Genomic DNA, 15043 nt, shown 5'->3' with positions numbered 1-15043 from the left:
CCGGGCCCGTTAGGAATCCCGTTCAGCCAGCCAACGAACCGTATCGATCAGAAAGTGCTTTTGCGCCACGGGGCATTCTCATCGGCGAGATGCTTCAGCTCGCCATCGAGGCTGCTGGGGGGACGCACGGGTTCATCCCGTCAGGACGACAGACGGGTTGGACGTGGCGAAGAGGCTGTCGAACACCCGGACACGGTCGAAGGACAGGGCGTGCTCGCGTGCTCGGTCCGCCATGAGTTGCCGTTCCTCGGCTGACATGTCGAGCACCACCCGGTCGATCGCGGCGGCGATGTGGGTGGCGTTCCCGGCCTCGACGAGGATGGCCGTCCCGCCCACCGCTTCGCCGACGCCTCCGGTGGTGGTCGTGATCACTGGCCCGCCGCCGGCGAGCATCTTCTCGGTCAGCGCGATGCCGAAGGTCTCGACGAAGTCCGGTTCGGGCTTGGTCGGCAGCGCGTACACGGCGCAGCCGTTCATCAGCAGCGGCTTTTCCTCGTCCTCCACGTCGGTGAGGAAGAGGATCCGGTCGTTGTGCTGAGTGATCGCCTGGAGGTGCTCCAGTTCGGGGCCGTTGCCGGCGATCACGAGCTTCAGCCGTGACTGCGCCTGGCACTGGGCGAACGCGTCCACCAGGTCGTAGATGCCTTTGGCCCGTGTCACCCGGGACAGGAACAACACGTACCCGTCGCGTTCCAGGCCGCGTCGCTTCAGGCCGGCGTCCACGAGCGCCGGATCGAGGTCGAGGTATGCCGAGGTGTCGATCGGCGGGTAGCTGACCGATATCCGGCGCACGCACTGGCGGGCGAACCGGGTGCCGCAGTGCGTGTCGATGGCCTCCGCGCAGGCGATGATCTCCTGCCTGGTGTACTCCGACACCGCGATCACCTGGTCGTTGGCGAGGAACCGGGTGAACAGGACCACGGCTGCCCCGAATCGCTTCTCGTGCAGGCACGAGCGAATCACGTTGGTGACGTCCGAGCCGACCGCCTTCGCGATGGTGTGGACGTCAGGTGCGTAGCCGGCCGCGCGTGCCGCGTCGACGGCGTCGCGCACCACGGCGTCGTGGGGAGCGAGGTACATCGACACGCATGTGGTCGGGACCGGCTCGGCGAGCAGTTCGACCAGGCGTCCCGTCAGCCCGGCCAGGTATCGGCCATCCGGTACCCGGTAGTCGCCGACCGGCTCGGGCCGTTCCACGGTGATGCCTTCGCTGTAGGGCATGATCCGATCCAGCGGCTTGAGCGGCAGGCCTGCCGCCTGGAGCACGGGTATCGGCCAGGTCAGCAGCCGAACGTCGTCGAAGCCGCGGGTGAGCGCGACCTCGGCCAGGTTGCGGGCTTCTCCGGAGTGACCGCAGATGACTGGGTCGGCCCGGACCACGATGACGAGACGGCGGCTTGGCCTGCTCATGTGCGAGCCCCCTTTCCGAGCGGGTCGGACACTGATGGCGGCAGGATCTTGCGTCCCCACTCCGAGGGGTGCGGGCCGAGTTCGAGCAGCAGCCGGCCGCCCGCGTGGACGTCGGATGCGCGCAGATGCGCCGCGTCCAGCGGTTTGCCGTCCAGCCGGGCGGACTGCACGTACTGCGGCGGCGGGTCCTCGTCCAACCCGTCGGAACTGATGGACGTCTCGCGGTGGCCACGCGTCTCGATGACGAAATCGCGGTCCCCGAGGTGCAGCGTGGCGTGGCTGAAGGCAGGCGCGTTGACGAGGAACAGGTTCTGCCCGGCGACCGGGAACAGACCGAGCGAGGCCCACACGTACCAGGAACTCAGCCCGCCCGAGTCGTCATTGCCCGGCAGGCCACCGGGACCGGTGCCGAACTGCCAGGTCAGCGCCGCGTGCACGATCTCGGCTGTGCGGTCCGGCCGAGCCGCGTAGTGGTAGGACCACGGCGCTTCCATGTCCGGCTCGTTGTTCAGCCCCTCGAACCGGTTCAACAGGTAGCCGGCCGCCATCTCCGCCGAGTCGGGCCGCTTGCCGGGCTGCGCCACACGCGGGGCGCCGTAGCCGAAGAACGCGTCGAGTGTGCTGACGAAAGCTTCGTGCCCACCGACCATCGCGATTCTCGCGGCCATGTCGTGCAGCAGCCGGAACGAGTAGTTCCACTTGCCGCCTTCGTAGAACGACGAGTCGAGAAGCAGGCCGGTGTCCGGGTCGAACGCGTTGGACCACAGGCGGCTTCGCGCGTCGAGGTCGTCGGCGAGCTGGACGTCGTTCAGGGCCCGGGCGACGCCGGAGGTGCAGTGGCAGGCGTAGGCGAGGTCGAGCGTGTGCGAGATCGGGTGCACGATGCCGTGCTCGTAGAAGTCTTCGCCGTACATCCGGCGCAGGTCGTCGTACATGTGCACCAGCGCCCAGGTCCAGTCCAGGTCGCCGAGGCCGAGGGCGTGCGCGTCGGCCAGCGCGGTGTGGACCAACGCGCTCGCCTGCCGGAAGAACCTGTCCGCGCCGCGAGCCATCCGATATCCGATGGGGAAGTTGCCTTCCTCCTCGCAGACCCGGATCAGCGACTCCAGGAGATCTACCGCCCGGTCCGGGCAGATGGCCATGAGCAACGGCAGCTGGGTCTTGTAGATGTCCCACATCGTGCAGATGTCGAACACGAAGGGCCCGGAGGACGGCCAGAACGGGCTCTCGTCGTCGGCGAAGCACGGCTTGATCAGAGAGTGGTACAGGGCCGTCGCGAACACCTGCCGCCTGGCGGGCGACCCGCCCTCGACCTCCACCCGGCCCACGTGGTCCCGCCACCGAGCCTTGGTCTGCGCCCGGACGACGTCGAACGCCGGCGCCCCGTCACCGCATTCGCGATACAAGTTCTCCCGCGCCTGTTCACAGCCGCGCAGAGAGAATCCGATCTGGATCTCGACGCTCTGCCCGGCGGTGGTGGGGCCCATGTAGAGCATCCCGAACGGGCGCAGCGTGGTCTGCCTGATGCGGTCGAAGTCGAGCCGCGTGCCACCCTCGATCAGCCGGCGGTCATGCCAGAGCATCTGCCGCCAGCCAGGGCTGTCGACCTTGATGTACACCGACAACGGCACGCCTTCGACGACCACCGTTCCCTGGGCGCGGCCGTTGCCAAGGCTTTCCACGTGCGCCCGCAGCGGCACCGTGCGGCCGAGGTCGATGGCCAGCCCGCCGCAGGACAGGTCGACGACGACCCGCGCGCTGCGGTGCTCAGGAAAGACGTATCGGTGGACGGCGACCTTGGCGCCGACAGTGACCCCACATCGAATGCCGGTGTCGAGAGTAGCCGCGTAGTACCCGGCTTCAGCGGTCTCGTCGTGCAGCGGCCAGGCCTGGCCCAGCACGTCCAGCTGCTGCACCATCGGGGTCACCCGCACGTAGTTGTAGTACTTGCGTATCGCGCCGGTACCGGACTGTTGGAAGTGGGTGAAACCGGACGCCTGCGGCCCGTCGAACAGCTCCTCCGGCTGACCCTCGGTGTTCTTCATGTAGAGGCCGTATCCGGTCGGATAGGCACCCGAGTAGGCGCAGGCGGACACCATGCCGAGCGGGGACGTCGCGCCGGGGTGAGTGTTGCCGACCTGCGCTTTCGGCCACCACCAAGTGGCCGCCAGCCCTTGCGCCGCAGGCAGTGAGGTGGCAGCCGTTCCGATGAAAGGATCAATCTCGTCGAGGATGACGAGACACTACGTCGACGCGTGCCCGCGTTGGTTTCAGCGACATGAACATGTGGCCTGGTAGGCGCTCGCGTCGTGGCGTGGCAGTGCGCTTGGTCCGATCCTCAGCGCGTCGACGTGTGAAGGATCAACGCGGCGAGGAGGTGATCCGCGGTTCGGCGCGCGCCTCCGGTTGTCCCATCGCCACGGCCTGCCCGAGCAGTGTGAGCGTGGCCTCCGCGGCCGAACCAGGTTGCGCCGTCACGACGGTCAGCGTCTGGTCCGGGGCGTGCGGGATGCGGAGTGTCTGCTGCTTCACCACGATCTCCCCCGCGACGGGGTGGTGCATCTGGTGCACGGTGCTGTCGCAGGCGCGCACTCGGTGGTCGGCCCACATCGTCGCGAACTCGGGGCTGCGGGTCGCCATTTCACCTATGAGGGCGCTCAGTTCCCGGTCTTCCGGGTACTTGCCGGCGGTGAGGCGGAGGTTGCCGACCACCGCACGGGCCTTGACCGCCCAGTTCCGGTAGAGGGCGCGGGTGTGCGCGTCGAGGAAAATCAGCTTGGTCATGTTGGGGCGGTCCGCGAGGCGTTGAGGGCTGGAGTGGTCGAGGTGGCCCGCGAAGAAGGCGTGGCCCAGGGGGTTCCACGCCAGCACGTCGCCGCGCCTGCCCAGCAGGATCGCCGGTTGGGCCAGCGTGGCGACGAGTTCGGCGGTGTCGGGCGAGACGCGTTCGGGCGGTGGCTTCGGCGCGGTCCGGTGGCGTCGCGGCTGGGCCAGTTCGCGCAGGTGGGAGTGTTCATCGGGGGTCAGTTGCAACGCTCGGGCGAGTGCGGCCACGACCTCCTGCGACGCGTGCAGCGCCTGTCCTTGTTCCAACCGGATGTAGCCCTGTTCGGCGCGGGCACCTGGGCGCTCACCGAGGCGTACGCCCGTCACTCCCGGGCTTTCGCCTACGAGTTCGCGTGGCGCTCACCCGCGCTCGACGGCGCGCTCGGCGCCACGCACACGGTCGAGCTCCCGTTCGTGTTCGGGCGGACCGGGCTCCCCTCACTGCGCGGGCCGAACAGGCTGCTCGGCGACGACGAAGCGCCGTCGTCCCTCGTCACGCGGGTCCACGACAGCTGGGTCCGCTTCGCCCGCACCGGAGATCCCGGCTGGCCGCCCTGCACCCTGGACCGGCGCACCACCATGCGGTTCGACCTGGACAGCGGCACGGTCGACGACCCACGCGGCGGGGAACGCCAGGCATGGGAGCGGGGCGTGCGTGGCGGGTCTTTCTGAATTGCTCCAGAACGTCCTGAGGCAGCGTCACGAAAGTCCTCGCGTCCATGCGGCAGGCATCCCACGACCGCATTTCAGCGTGGAGACGAGCTCGATGACATATGGGGCCGAACAGGTGATGTGTCCGTCGTCGCATCACGTAATGGCATCCACGTCTTGAATGGCACCTTAGGTTAGCTTTACCTTGTCGACGCCCGTTCTGACCTGGGGTGAGTCGAGGAGGACCGCCGGTGAGGCGTCATGCACGCACCGTGACGTTGGTGGCAGCACTGCTGGCGTCGACGTTGACCGCCTGCAGTGCTGCAGACGATCTGATCATTTACTCCGGCCGGAACGAACAATTGGTCGGAGCCCTCCTGAACCAGCTCGAGGACGCCGTCGGAATCGATGTCGAGGTCCGCTACGGCGGCAGCGGGGAAATGGCCGCGCAGCTGCTGGAAGAAGGCCAGGGCACTGAGGCAGACCTGTTCTTCTCACAGGACGCCGGCGCGCTGGGCGCCGTCGGGGCGCAGGGCAGGCTGGCCGAGTTGCCCGCCGACGTGCTCGGCATGGTGCCGGAGAACTACCAGGCGCGTGACAAGAGTTGGGTGGCGACGAGCGCTCGAGCCCGCGTGATCGCCTTCGACCCCCGCGTGGTCGACGAGGGCGAGCTGCCCGGGTCGATCGAGGAGGTCGTCGACCCGAAGTGGAAAGGCAAGATCGGCTACGCGCCCACCAACGGGTCGTGGCAGGCGTTCGTGACTTCGGTGCGCGTGCTCAAGGGCGAGGACTTCGCCAGGGACTGGCTGAAGAAGTTCGCCGCCAACGAGCCGAAGCGCTTTGACAACAACAACGGCATCCTCAAGGCGGTCGACGACGGCCAGCTCCCCTTTGGACTGATCAACCACTACTACTGGTACGCCATGGTCGCGGAGAAGGGCGGCGAGGCCAACGTCAAGGCCAGGCTGCACCGGGCCGGTGGTGGTGACCCGCTCGCGCTGGTCAACGTGGCCGGCGTCGGGATCATCCAGGGCTCCAACCAGAGCGAGGCCGCGCGGAAGGCTGTGCGGTTCCTGTTGTCCGAGCAGGCACAGCGGCATTTCGCCGACCAGACCGCCGAGTACCCGGCCAATCCGGGTGTGAAGCCGGGCAAGCACCAGCTGCCACCCATCACGGACCTGCAGGCACCCGACATCGACCTCTCCAAGCTGTCGTCGCTGCAGGAGACGGTGAAGCTGTTGCAGGAAGCGGGGTTGTCCTGAGGCCCGGGCACCGGGTCGCCCCAGCTCTCACCACTCTGTCGCTCCTCGTCGCCGCGGTGGCCGTGCTGCCGCTGGCGTACTTGGCCGTGCGTTCGTTCGAACGCGGCGGGGGCGTCGTGTGGGACGTGCTGGCACGGACCCGGACCGCGGAACTGGCACTGCGCAGTCTTTCGCTCGCGGTGGCGGTGACGGCCGCGTGCCTCGTTCTGGGCGTGCTCAGCGCGTGGCTGGTGACCCGCTCGGATCTGGTCGGGCGGCGGGCTTTCGGGGTGCTGCTGGTGCTGCCGCTCGCGGTGCCGTCGTACGTCGCCGGGTTCACCTGGATCTCGGTGGCGCCGGAGCTCACCGGGTTCGCGGGCGCGTTCGTGGTGCTGACGCTGGTGTCGTACCCGTACGTGCTGCTGCCGGTCGCCGCCGCGTTGCGCACGGCCGATCCGGCGGTGGAGGAGGTCGCCAGGTCGCTCGGCAGGACGAGCCGTCAGGTGTTCTTCTCCGTGACGCTGCGGCAGATCCGGCCCGCGGCGCTCGCCGGCGGGTTGCTGGTGGCGTTGTACGTGCTGAGCGACTTCGGCGCGGTGTCGCTGATGCGGTACGAGGCGTTCACCCTCGGCATCTACACCAGCTACCGGGCGACGTTCGACCGCACACCGGCCGCCGTCCTCGGGTTGGTCCTGGTGGTGCTGGCCATCGCGTTGACCGTCGGCGAGCGCAGGGCGCGCGGGATGACCGCGCATCGCGGTCGTCGTCAGCCGCTGACCGTGTCACTGGGCCGGGCTCGGGTGCCCGCGCTGGCCGGCACCGCGGTGTTGATCGTCCTGACGCTCGGGGTGCCGGTCGTCAGCCTGGTGTGGTGGCTGGTGGCGGGTACCTCGACGTTCGAGGTGGCCGACCTGCTCGCGACCGCCGGGAACACCGTCGCGGTGTCGGCGTTCGGCGCGGTGCTGACGCTGTTGCTGGCACTGCCGGTGGGGATCCTGGCGGCGCGGCACCAGGGCAGGCTCGCCAGGGGGGTCGAGCTCGCCAGCTTCGCGGGGCACGCGCTGCCGGGCATCACCGTCGGGCTGGCGTTGGTGTTCTTCGGGATCAGGTTCGCGCCTGCGCTGTACCAGACCATTCCCATGCTCGCGTTCGCGTATGCGGTGCTGTTCCTGCCTCTGGCGGTGGGAGCCGTGCGCACCGGTGTCGCGCACGCACCACCGGTGCTGGAGGACGTCTCGCGATCACTCGGCCACGGACGTTGGCGGACAGGGCTGCGGGTCACCTTGCCGCTGTCCGCGCCGGGGATCCTGGCCGGCACCGCGCTGGTGTTCCTGACGTGTGCCAAGGAGTTGCCGGCGACGTTGCTGCTGCGGCCGACCGGGGTCGACACCCTGGCGACCGAGCTGTGGACGCGCACCGAAGTCGCCGCGTACGCCGCGGCGGCGCCCTATGCGGCGGTCCTGCTCGTGGTGGCGGCGATTCCCGCGGTGGTGCTGGACCGGTTCCTGCGCCAGGACGATACGGGAGGTGAGCGATGAGCGGCCTGACGGTGAAGCGACTGGTCGCGGGCTACGGCGGAGAACCCGTGCTGCGCGAGGTCGACTTCGAGGTGCCGGAAGGCAGGTTGCTCGCCGTGCTCGGGCCTTCCGGGTGCGGCAAGACGACGCTGCTGCGGGTCCTCGCCGGCTTCCACCCGATCGCCTCGGGTGAGGTGTGGCTGGGCGAGCGGCAGCTGACCTCCGACGTGCCGCCGGAGCGGCGCGGGATCGGGATCGTGCCACAGGAGGGCGCGTTGTTCCCGCACTTGAGCGTGGCGGGGAACGTCGGGTTCGGGCTCAGCCGGGGTGAGCGCGGTGACCGGGTCGAAGAGCTGCTCGACCTGGTGGGTCTGGGCGGGTTCGGCTCGCGGATGCCCGCACAGCTCTCCGGCGGCCAGGCGCAGCGGGTGGCGCTGGCCCGCGCATTGGCACCACGGCCCGGCGTCGTACTGCTCGACGAGCCGTTCTCGGCGTTGGACGCCGGTCTGCGCGAGGAGCTGAGGGCTGACGTTCGCGCGACGTTGAAGGCGGCCGGCGCGACGGCGTTGCTCGTGACGCACGACCAGGAAGAAGCACTGGGGATCGCGGACCACGTGGTGGTGCTGCGAGACGGCGCCGTGGCGCAGTTCGCCCGACCGCAGACGATCTACGCCTCCCCTGCCGACCTCGGGGTGGCGTTGTTCGTGGGCGAGGCGGTGACGTTCGCCGGCGTCGCCCGCTCCGGCCTGGTGGAGACACCGCTCGGGACGTTGCCGACGTCCGGTGACGGTCCCGGCACGGTGTTGTTGCGGCCAGAGCAGCTGATCCTCGGCAGCACCGGCGTTCCGTCCACTGTGGACGACGTGCTGTTCCACGGGCACGACGCGACGGTTCTGCTGCGGCTCGCCGACGGCACACGGGTGCGGTCGCGCGTTCAGGGTCGAATCTCGGTGCGGGCCGGAGATGCGGTCTCGGTGTCGGTCGACGGGACCGTCCTGTTCTTCGCGGGCACACCGTGACGGCCACCGCGGACCTCGGGTTCTCTGATCGTCTCGCGGAGCACGGTGACCGGCTCGCCCTCGTGACACCCGACGGCTCGCTGACCTATCACGAGCTGGACCAGCGGGTGAGCTCCGCGGCGGAACGGCTCGGCACGACGCGGCGGCTGGTGCTGCTCGCCGCGGAGAACGACATCGACTCGATCGTGGCGTACCTCGCCGCCTTGCGCGGCAAGCACCCGGTCGTTCTCGCGTCCGCGGCGCAGATTCCCGCTCTGACCTCCGCCTACGACCCGGACGTGGTGATCTCGGGCTCGTGGACGGAACGGCACGAGGGCACCGTGCACGCGCTGCACCCCGAGCTGGCGCTGCTGCTGTCGACGTCCGGCACGACCGGGTCACCGAAGCTGGTGCGGCTGAGCGCGGACAACCTCGCCGCGAACGCTGCCTCGATCGGCTCGTACCTCAACATCCGGGACACGGACCGCGCCGTCACGTCCTTGCCGCTGCACTACTGCTACGGGCTGTCGGTCGTGAACAGCAACCTCGCACGCGGAGCCGGGCTGGTGCTCACCGGACGATCGGTGATCGAGCCGGAGTTCTGGGATCTTGTGCGTTCCCACGGCGTGACCAGCCTGCACGGAGTGCCGCACACGTTCAGGCTGCTGGACGGCGTCGGCTTCGAGTCCATGGACCTTCCGAGCCTGCGCTACGTGACGCAGGCCGGCGGCCGGCTGGCCCCGGCGGACGTGGTCCGGTACGCCGAACTGGGCGCCGCGCGCGGCTGGCGGTTCTTCGTGATGTACGGCCAGACCGAAGCCACCGCGCGCATGGCCTACCTTCCGCCTGAACTCGCCGCCTCGCACCCGTCCGCGATCGGTGTCGCGATCCCCGGTGGAAAGCTGCGCGTCGACGACGGCGAACTCGTCTACAGCGGCCCCAACGTGATGCTCGGCTACGCCCACACGCCCGAAGACCTGGCATTGGGACGCACGACATTCGAGCTGCGAACCGGTGATCTGGGAGTTGAATCCCACGGCCTGTTCTCGGTGACCGGCCGCAAGAACCGGTTCGTGAAGCCGTTCGGGCTGCGCGTCGATCTGGACCAGGTCGAACGCTCGCTCGCCGCCGACGGCCTCCGCGTGGCCTGCACGGGCGACGACAGCGGCCTCGTCGTCGCGGTGCTCGGCGACGCGGACCGCGCGATGAGGCTGATCCGCGCCCTGACCGGCCTGCCCGCGACCGCCGTTCACACCTACGCCGTGACCGCCATTCCGTTGCTGTCCAACGGCAAAGTCGACTACAAGGCCGTCGCGGCACCATCCGGACGCGACTCGAACTCCGTGCGCGAGGTGTTCAGCTCCGTTCTCGGTGTGCGGTCGGTGCCGTCCGACGCGACCTTCAACTCGTTGGGCGGCGACTCGCTGCGCTACGTCCAGATGACCGTTCAGCTGCAACGGTTGCTCGGCGACCTGCCGTCATCGTGGCCGACGATGCCGGTGTCGTCGTTGGAGCGGCTACGAGTCAGACACCGCCGTGTCCCGCGAATCGACACCACGATCGTGCTGCGGGCGTTGGCGATCCTGCTCATCGTGGGCTCGCACGTCGGTTTCTTCAAACTGCTCGGCGGCGCGCACCTGCTGCTCGTGGTCGCGGGCTGGAACCTCGCCCGCTTCCTGCTGCCCGCCGATCCACTGCGGATCCTGCGGGCGGCGGCGTTCATAGCGGTACCGACCTCGCTCTGGCTCGTCTACCGGATGGCTGTCACCGACGACGTGACCATCGACAACGTCCTGCTGGTCAACAACTTCACCCGCGTCGGCGCTGCCGGGTACTGGTTCGTCGAGGTCGTCGTGCACATTCTTCTCTTGTGTGCGTTGGTCTTCGCCATACCGGCGATCCGGCGTTGGGAACAACGGCACGGCTACGCACTCGCTTTCGTGATGCTCGGCCTGACACTGGCGCTGAGGTTCACCGTCGACGGCGATTTCTTCGCTCGCAACATGACCACACTGGGCGCAGCCTGGTTCGTCGCCCTCGGCTGGCTCGCTCAACGCTCCCCCGCGTTGTGGCAGAAGTGCCTCGTCGTGGTGGTGATGGTCATGATGGTTCCCGGCCGGATGGAGGATCTCTCGCGCGAGATCGTCGTGATCGCCGGTGTGATCGTGCTGCTGTCGCTGGCCCGCGTACCGGTGCCGCGCGGGCTGCTCACCCCGGTGAGCCTGCTGGCCAGCGCGTCACTCGCCATCTACCTCACGCACTACGCCGTCTTCCCGCACCTGCAACCACAGGTGCCGTCGCCGATCGTGTGGGTCGTGTGCATCGCGGTGGGATGCACGGTGTGGCTGGGAATCGACCGGGCGATCAAAGTGGCGCGCTGATGCGGAAACCCTCGTTGTAGAGCCTCACATTGTCGACGAAGTCATTCGACCGCGTGAGGCGACGATTTCCACGGTGATCGCTACTTCGACGTCGATTCGACGTGGTGTTCGACAGCTCGTGCGAGCCCGAAAAAGGCGGGATGAACGCGGCGGAAACCCGCGCGACCAGCTGTCTCTGTTTTTGCCGGCACGTGCACGCACTCATTCGACAACCTGCCCGCTCATTGACACCCGGGTACATTGGGAGCGCTCCCATATCCCTGTCACAGGAGTCATCATGCGAAGGACCCTCCGTGCCGTCGCCGCCGCCGGCCTGCTGGCCGCGAGCACGTTCGTCGCGACCGCGAGTCCGGCTCACGCCGATGTGACCATCTGCGACCAGTACGGGTCGACCACCATCCAGGGCCGTTACGTGGTCCAGAACAACCGGTGGGGCACCTCGGCGCAGCAATGCATCAACGTCACGTCATCGGGCTTCCAGCTCACCACCCAGCAGGGCTCGGCACCGACCAACGGGGCGCCGGTGTCGTACCCGTCGGTGTTCCTCGGCTGCCACTACACCAACTGCTCCCCCGGCTCCACCCTGCCGATGCAGGTCAGCCGGATCCGCAATGCCACGTCGTCGATCAACTACCGGTACGCCGGCGGCACCTACAACGCCTCGTACGACATCTGGCTCGACCCCACGCCGAAGACCAACGGCGTGAACCAGATGGAGATCATGATCTGGTTCAACCGCCAGGGCTCGATCCAGCCCATCGGCAGCGCCGTCGGCACGACCACGATCGGCGGCCGCAGCTGGCAGGTGTGGCGCGGCAGCAACGGTTCCAACAACGTCATCTCCTACGTCGCGCCGTCGCCGATCAACTCGTGGTCGTTCAGCGTGCTCGACTTCATCAACGACGTGCGCGCCCGCGGTGCGATCACGAGCTCCTGGTACCTGACCAGCATCCAGGCCGGGTTCGAGCCCTGGAACGGCGGTGTCGGCCTGGCGGTCGACAACTTCTCGGCCTCGGTGAGCGGCTGAGCCGCGGGAACAGGACCACACGAACGGCTACGCACCCGTGCCGAGGACGTGAACAGCCGGGTCACGGCGTCCCACTCGGTGATCGCGCCGGCCAACCCGGAGGCGAGCACGACCGGCGGCGCGTCCACCGGTCCGTCTGGTGCAACACGCCCCAGTTGCTGACCGCACATTGATTTCAAAATCAAAGCCCTAGGTTTTGAGACAGCGGTAGACGGTGGCGCGTGAGACACCGAGCTCTTCGGCTATCTCCGGCACCGGACGACCGGCCGCGTACATCTCCCGGGCCTGCTCGGCCTGCGGGTCCGTCAGCACCGCGGGCCGGCCTCCGCTTCGCCCTCGTGGAAGCCCGCGAGGGCGTGGACTTTCAGCTGTAGCCGCGGGACCGGGAGGCTCCAGCAGAGCCCTCGCACCGTCGAGGATGAGGCTTTTGATCCGCTCGGGGGGCACGTCGAGGAAGAGCACGACCGGATCACCCAGCCCCGCGACCACCTGCGCCGCCCGCACCCGCCCTTCCAGGCTGCGCCGCGGGCCGCAGACCAGGTCGTTGGCGAGGGCGATGGCCGCGCGGAACCGGTCCGCCACCGGCGCCTGCACCAGCAGTGTCATGTCCCTGACCAGCATCAGCAGCGTTTCCCGGTGGCGCAGGTAGACGTCGACGTAGCCCTCGATGGCACGCCAGCGCACCGCTTCCGGGTCACCGGCCGCCTCGGCGTCGCCGAGCGCGCCCTCCAGTTCGTCCAGCAGCGGCAGGGTGAGATGGCGGAGGAGTTCGTCCTTCGACGCGAAGTGGTAGTAGAGCGCCGCCTTGGTGATGCCGACCTGATCCGCGATGGCCTGCATCGAGGTGGCGCGGTAGCCGCGTTCGGCGAACAGGGCGCGTGCGGACACCAGGATCCGTTCTGGTGTGGCGCTCATCCGGCTCCTCGGGATATCAGCGACATCTACTTACCGATGGTCAAATTCTTGCTTAGGATACTGACCACAGGTCAGTCTGCTGGGGAGTGGAGCCATGTACAAGCGGATCAAGGTCACGTTCGAGTCCTGCGGCACCACCTGCGCGGGATACCTCTACCTGCCGGCCGCACCGGCCGGCAGGCTGCCCTGCGTCGTGCTGTGCCACGGGTTCAGCGGGACGATGGACCGGCTGTTCCCGCACGCCGAGCGGTTCGCCGCCGAAGGGATGGCCGCGCTCGTGTTCGACTACCGCGGCTTCGGGGAGAGCGCCGGCGAGCCGCGCCAGCTCGTCGACGTCGAAGGCCAGCAGGAGGATCTGCGGTCGGCGATCGCGTTCGCGCGTCACCACGACCAGGTCGACAGCGGCGCCGTCGTGCTGTGGGGCAACTCGCTCGGCGGTGCCCACGTCATCTCCGTCGCCGCGGGTGACGTCGACGTCGTCGCGGTCGTGGCGCAGATCCCGTTCAACGGGTTTCCCAAGCGCGTGGAGGAGCGGTCGACGTGGCAGACCCTGCGGCTGCTGGGGGCCATCGGCTGGGACGCGCTGCGCGGCAAGGCCGGCCTGCGGCCGTACTACATCCCCATGGTCGGCCGGCCCGGCGAGCTCGCGGTCGCGGCCACGGTCGAGGCGGAGCAGCACATCCAGGCGCTCACCAGTGGTGAAGCGGCCTCCCTGTGGCGCAACAGCGTCGCGCCGCGGGCATTGCTCGGCATGATGCGCTACCACCCGGACGAGGCTGCCGCCCGGCTGACCATGCCGCTGCTCGTCTGCGTCGCGGCCGATGACCGCGAGACACCCGTAGAGACGACCCGGAAGCTCGCCGAGCGTGCGCCGCGCGGGGAGTTGCGCAGTTATCCGGGCTCCCACTTCACCTTCTACACCGACCCGGCCACGCGCGAGCGCGCTCTCACGGACCAGGTCGGCTTCTTCCGGCGCTGCCTTCAGCTTCTAGAAGACTGAAGCCACTTCGGGTGATCTGGATCATCCGGCGCACCTGTCACGCCGGACCGTGCTGCCTCGTCCAGTTCTGCGTAGCACTCCCCGAGATCGAGGAAGATCATGGTCGCAGTTGACGAGACCTCGCCCGAACGACCCGCCCGCCGGCGACGCTGGCCGAGGTGGCTGGCGGGCACGGTCGCGGTGGTGACGGCCGCGTTGTTGTTCATCGCCTACGTGTGGCAACCGTCCGCTGTGGACGGATATCGTTCGCCGTACCTGAGCCGCGTCCAGTCCCTGTACGCCGACACCCCTGTGGCGCGCTTCCACTACACCAGAACCGGACAGGGCTCACCGGTCGTGCTGATCGCGGGCGGAGCCCAGTGGCAGCACTCCTACCGCGACACCATCCCGGCGCTGGCCGAGACGCACACGGTCTACGCCGTCGATCTGCCGAGCCAGGGCTACACGGAGGCGGCGGAGGGCTTCTCGTACGAGATCCCCGCCATGGCGGATGCCATCGGGGCGTTCCTGGACGCCGTGGGTCTGCGGAAGGCGTCGCTGGTCGGGCATTCGTGGGGTGGTGCTTGGAGTCTGTCCTTCGCGGAGCGTCATCCCGAACGGGTCGACAAGCTCGTGCTGATGGACTCTCCCGGCCTGGACAAGAAACCGGCGGCGCAGACGGCCGTTTTCGACGTGCCGGTGGTGGGTGAGGCCGCGGTGAAGCTGATGCGGCGCGCGGACTTCGAGACAAGTCTGCGTTCGGCGTTCGCCCATCAGGAACGGGTGACAGCGGAAGTGGTCGACGAAACGTGGGCCTGGCTGTCCAAACCAGAACGACGCAGTGCCTTCGTCGACCTCGTCCGCAGCCAGGACTACGGCCCCACCGACCGAGGACTGGAGCGGATCACCGCCGCCACGCTCGTGATCTGGGGACAGGACGACCGGTGGCTGCCTGCCTCCTACGCCCACGAGTACGGCCGGCGCATCCCCGGCGCGGAGGTGAAAGTGGTTCCGGGTGCGGGACACAACGTGCACGAGGACGATCCGGACCGGGTGAACCCCCTGCTCGTCGACTTCCTCGCCGGCTGACCCCGGTGC

12 protein-coding genes are annotated in these 15043 nt (G+C 68.6%); 8 read left to right on the top strand and 4 right to left on the bottom strand.

Features of this window, described 5'->3' with window-relative positions; all coding sequences use genetic code 11:
* Nucleotides 1-132: 132 nt before the first annotated feature.
* The 3 genes from SK803_RS14035 to SK803_RS14025 all read right to left on the bottom strand — a co-directional run bounded on the left by SK803_RS14035 (nucleotide 133) and on the right by SK803_RS14025 (nucleotide 4464).
* Nucleotides 133-1410, bottom strand: a complete 1278-nt coding sequence (locus tag SK803_RS14035) for a glycosyltransferase (RefSeq protein ID WP_319966407.1) — start codon at nucleotides 1408-1410, stop codon at nucleotides 133-135.
* Nucleotides 1407-3620: a glycoside hydrolase domain-containing protein gene (locus SK803_RS14030; protein WP_319966496.1), complete on the bottom strand. Its 2214-nt coding sequence runs from the start codon at nucleotides 3618-3620 to the stop codon at nucleotides 1407-1409. The genes SK803_RS14035 and SK803_RS14030 overlap by 4 nt, the downstream gene beginning before the upstream one ends.
* Nucleotides 3621-3771: 151 nt before the next feature.
* Nucleotides 3772-4464 carry an MmyB family transcriptional regulator gene (locus tag SK803_RS14025; protein WP_319966406.1) on the bottom strand — a complete coding sequence of 231 codons (693 nt, stop codon included), beginning with the start codon at nucleotides 4462-4464 and terminating at the stop codon, nucleotides 3772-3774.
* A 15-nt stretch (nucleotides 4465-4479) separates the two neighbouring features.
* Between SK803_RS14025 and SK803_RS14020 the strand changes: the two genes are divergently transcribed.
* The 6 genes from SK803_RS14020 (at nucleotide 4480) to SK803_RS13995 (ending at nucleotide 12051) form a co-directional block, all read left to right on the top strand.
* On the top strand, nucleotides 4480-4908 hold the full coding sequence (locus SK803_RS14020) for a carboxylesterase family protein (RefSeq protein ID WP_319966405.1): 429 nt from the start codon (nucleotides 4480-4482) through the stop codon (nucleotides 4906-4908).
* Between the two features lie 230 nt (nucleotides 4909-5138).
* Nucleotides 5139-6149 carry an iron ABC transporter substrate-binding protein gene (locus SK803_RS14015; protein WP_319966404.1) on the top strand — a complete coding sequence of 337 codons (1011 nt, stop codon included), beginning with the start codon at nucleotides 5139-5141 and terminating at the stop codon, nucleotides 6147-6149.
* A 56-nt stretch (nucleotides 6150-6205) separates the two neighbouring features.
* A complete protein-coding gene (locus SK803_RS14010) occupies nucleotides 6206-7666 on the top strand; it encodes an ABC transporter permease (protein WP_319966403.1) in 1461 nt (486 codons plus the stop codon).
* Nucleotides 7663-8664 (top strand): ABC transporter ATP-binding protein, encoded by a 1002-nt coding sequence (locus SK803_RS14005; RefSeq protein ID WP_319966402.1) that lies wholly within the window; start codon nucleotides 7663-7665, stop codon nucleotides 8662-8664. The genes SK803_RS14010 and SK803_RS14005 overlap by 4 nt, the downstream gene beginning before the upstream one ends.
* Nucleotides 8661-11024, top strand: a complete 2364-nt coding sequence (locus SK803_RS14000; protein ID WP_319966401.1) for an AMP-binding protein — start codon at nucleotides 8661-8663, stop codon at nucleotides 11022-11024. Before SK803_RS14005 ends, SK803_RS14000 begins: the two co-directional genes overlap by 4 nt.
* Before the next feature lie 277 nt (nucleotides 11025-11301).
* The gene (locus SK803_RS13995) at nucleotides 11302-12051 is read left to right on the top strand and encodes a GH12 family glycosyl hydrolase domain-containing protein (protein ID WP_319966400.1); all 750 of its coding nucleotides are present in this window, start codon (nucleotides 11302-11304) and stop codon (nucleotides 12049-12051) included.
* A gap of 189 nt (nucleotides 12052-12240) precedes the next feature.
* Here the strand turns inward: SK803_RS13995 and SK803_RS13990 are convergent, their stop codons facing one another.
* A complete protein-coding gene (locus tag SK803_RS13990) occupies nucleotides 12241-12966 on the bottom strand; it encodes a TetR family transcriptional regulator (RefSeq protein WP_319966399.1) in 726 nt (241 codons plus the stop codon).
* A 94-nt stretch (nucleotides 12967-13060) separates the two neighbouring features.
* Between SK803_RS13990 and SK803_RS13985 the strand changes: the two genes are divergently transcribed.
* A complete protein-coding gene (locus tag SK803_RS13985; RefSeq protein WP_319966398.1) occupies nucleotides 13061-13966 on the top strand; it encodes an alpha/beta hydrolase in 906 nt (301 codons plus the stop codon).
* Between the two features lie 99 nt (nucleotides 13967-14065).
* On the top strand, nucleotides 14066-15034 hold the full coding sequence (locus tag SK803_RS13980) for an alpha/beta fold hydrolase (protein WP_319966397.1): 969 nt from the start codon (nucleotides 14066-14068) through the stop codon (nucleotides 15032-15034).
* Nucleotides 15035-15043: the final 9 nt, after the last annotated feature.

The sequence above is a fragment of the Lentzea miocenica genome, from assembly GCF_033949945.1.
Taxonomy (GTDB): domain Bacteria; phylum Actinomycetota; class Actinomycetes; order Mycobacteriales; family Pseudonocardiaceae; genus Lentzea; species Lentzea miocenica.
The sequence above is the reverse complement of the archived record's forward strand: the minus strand, read 5'-3'. Positions and strand labels throughout refer to the sequence as shown.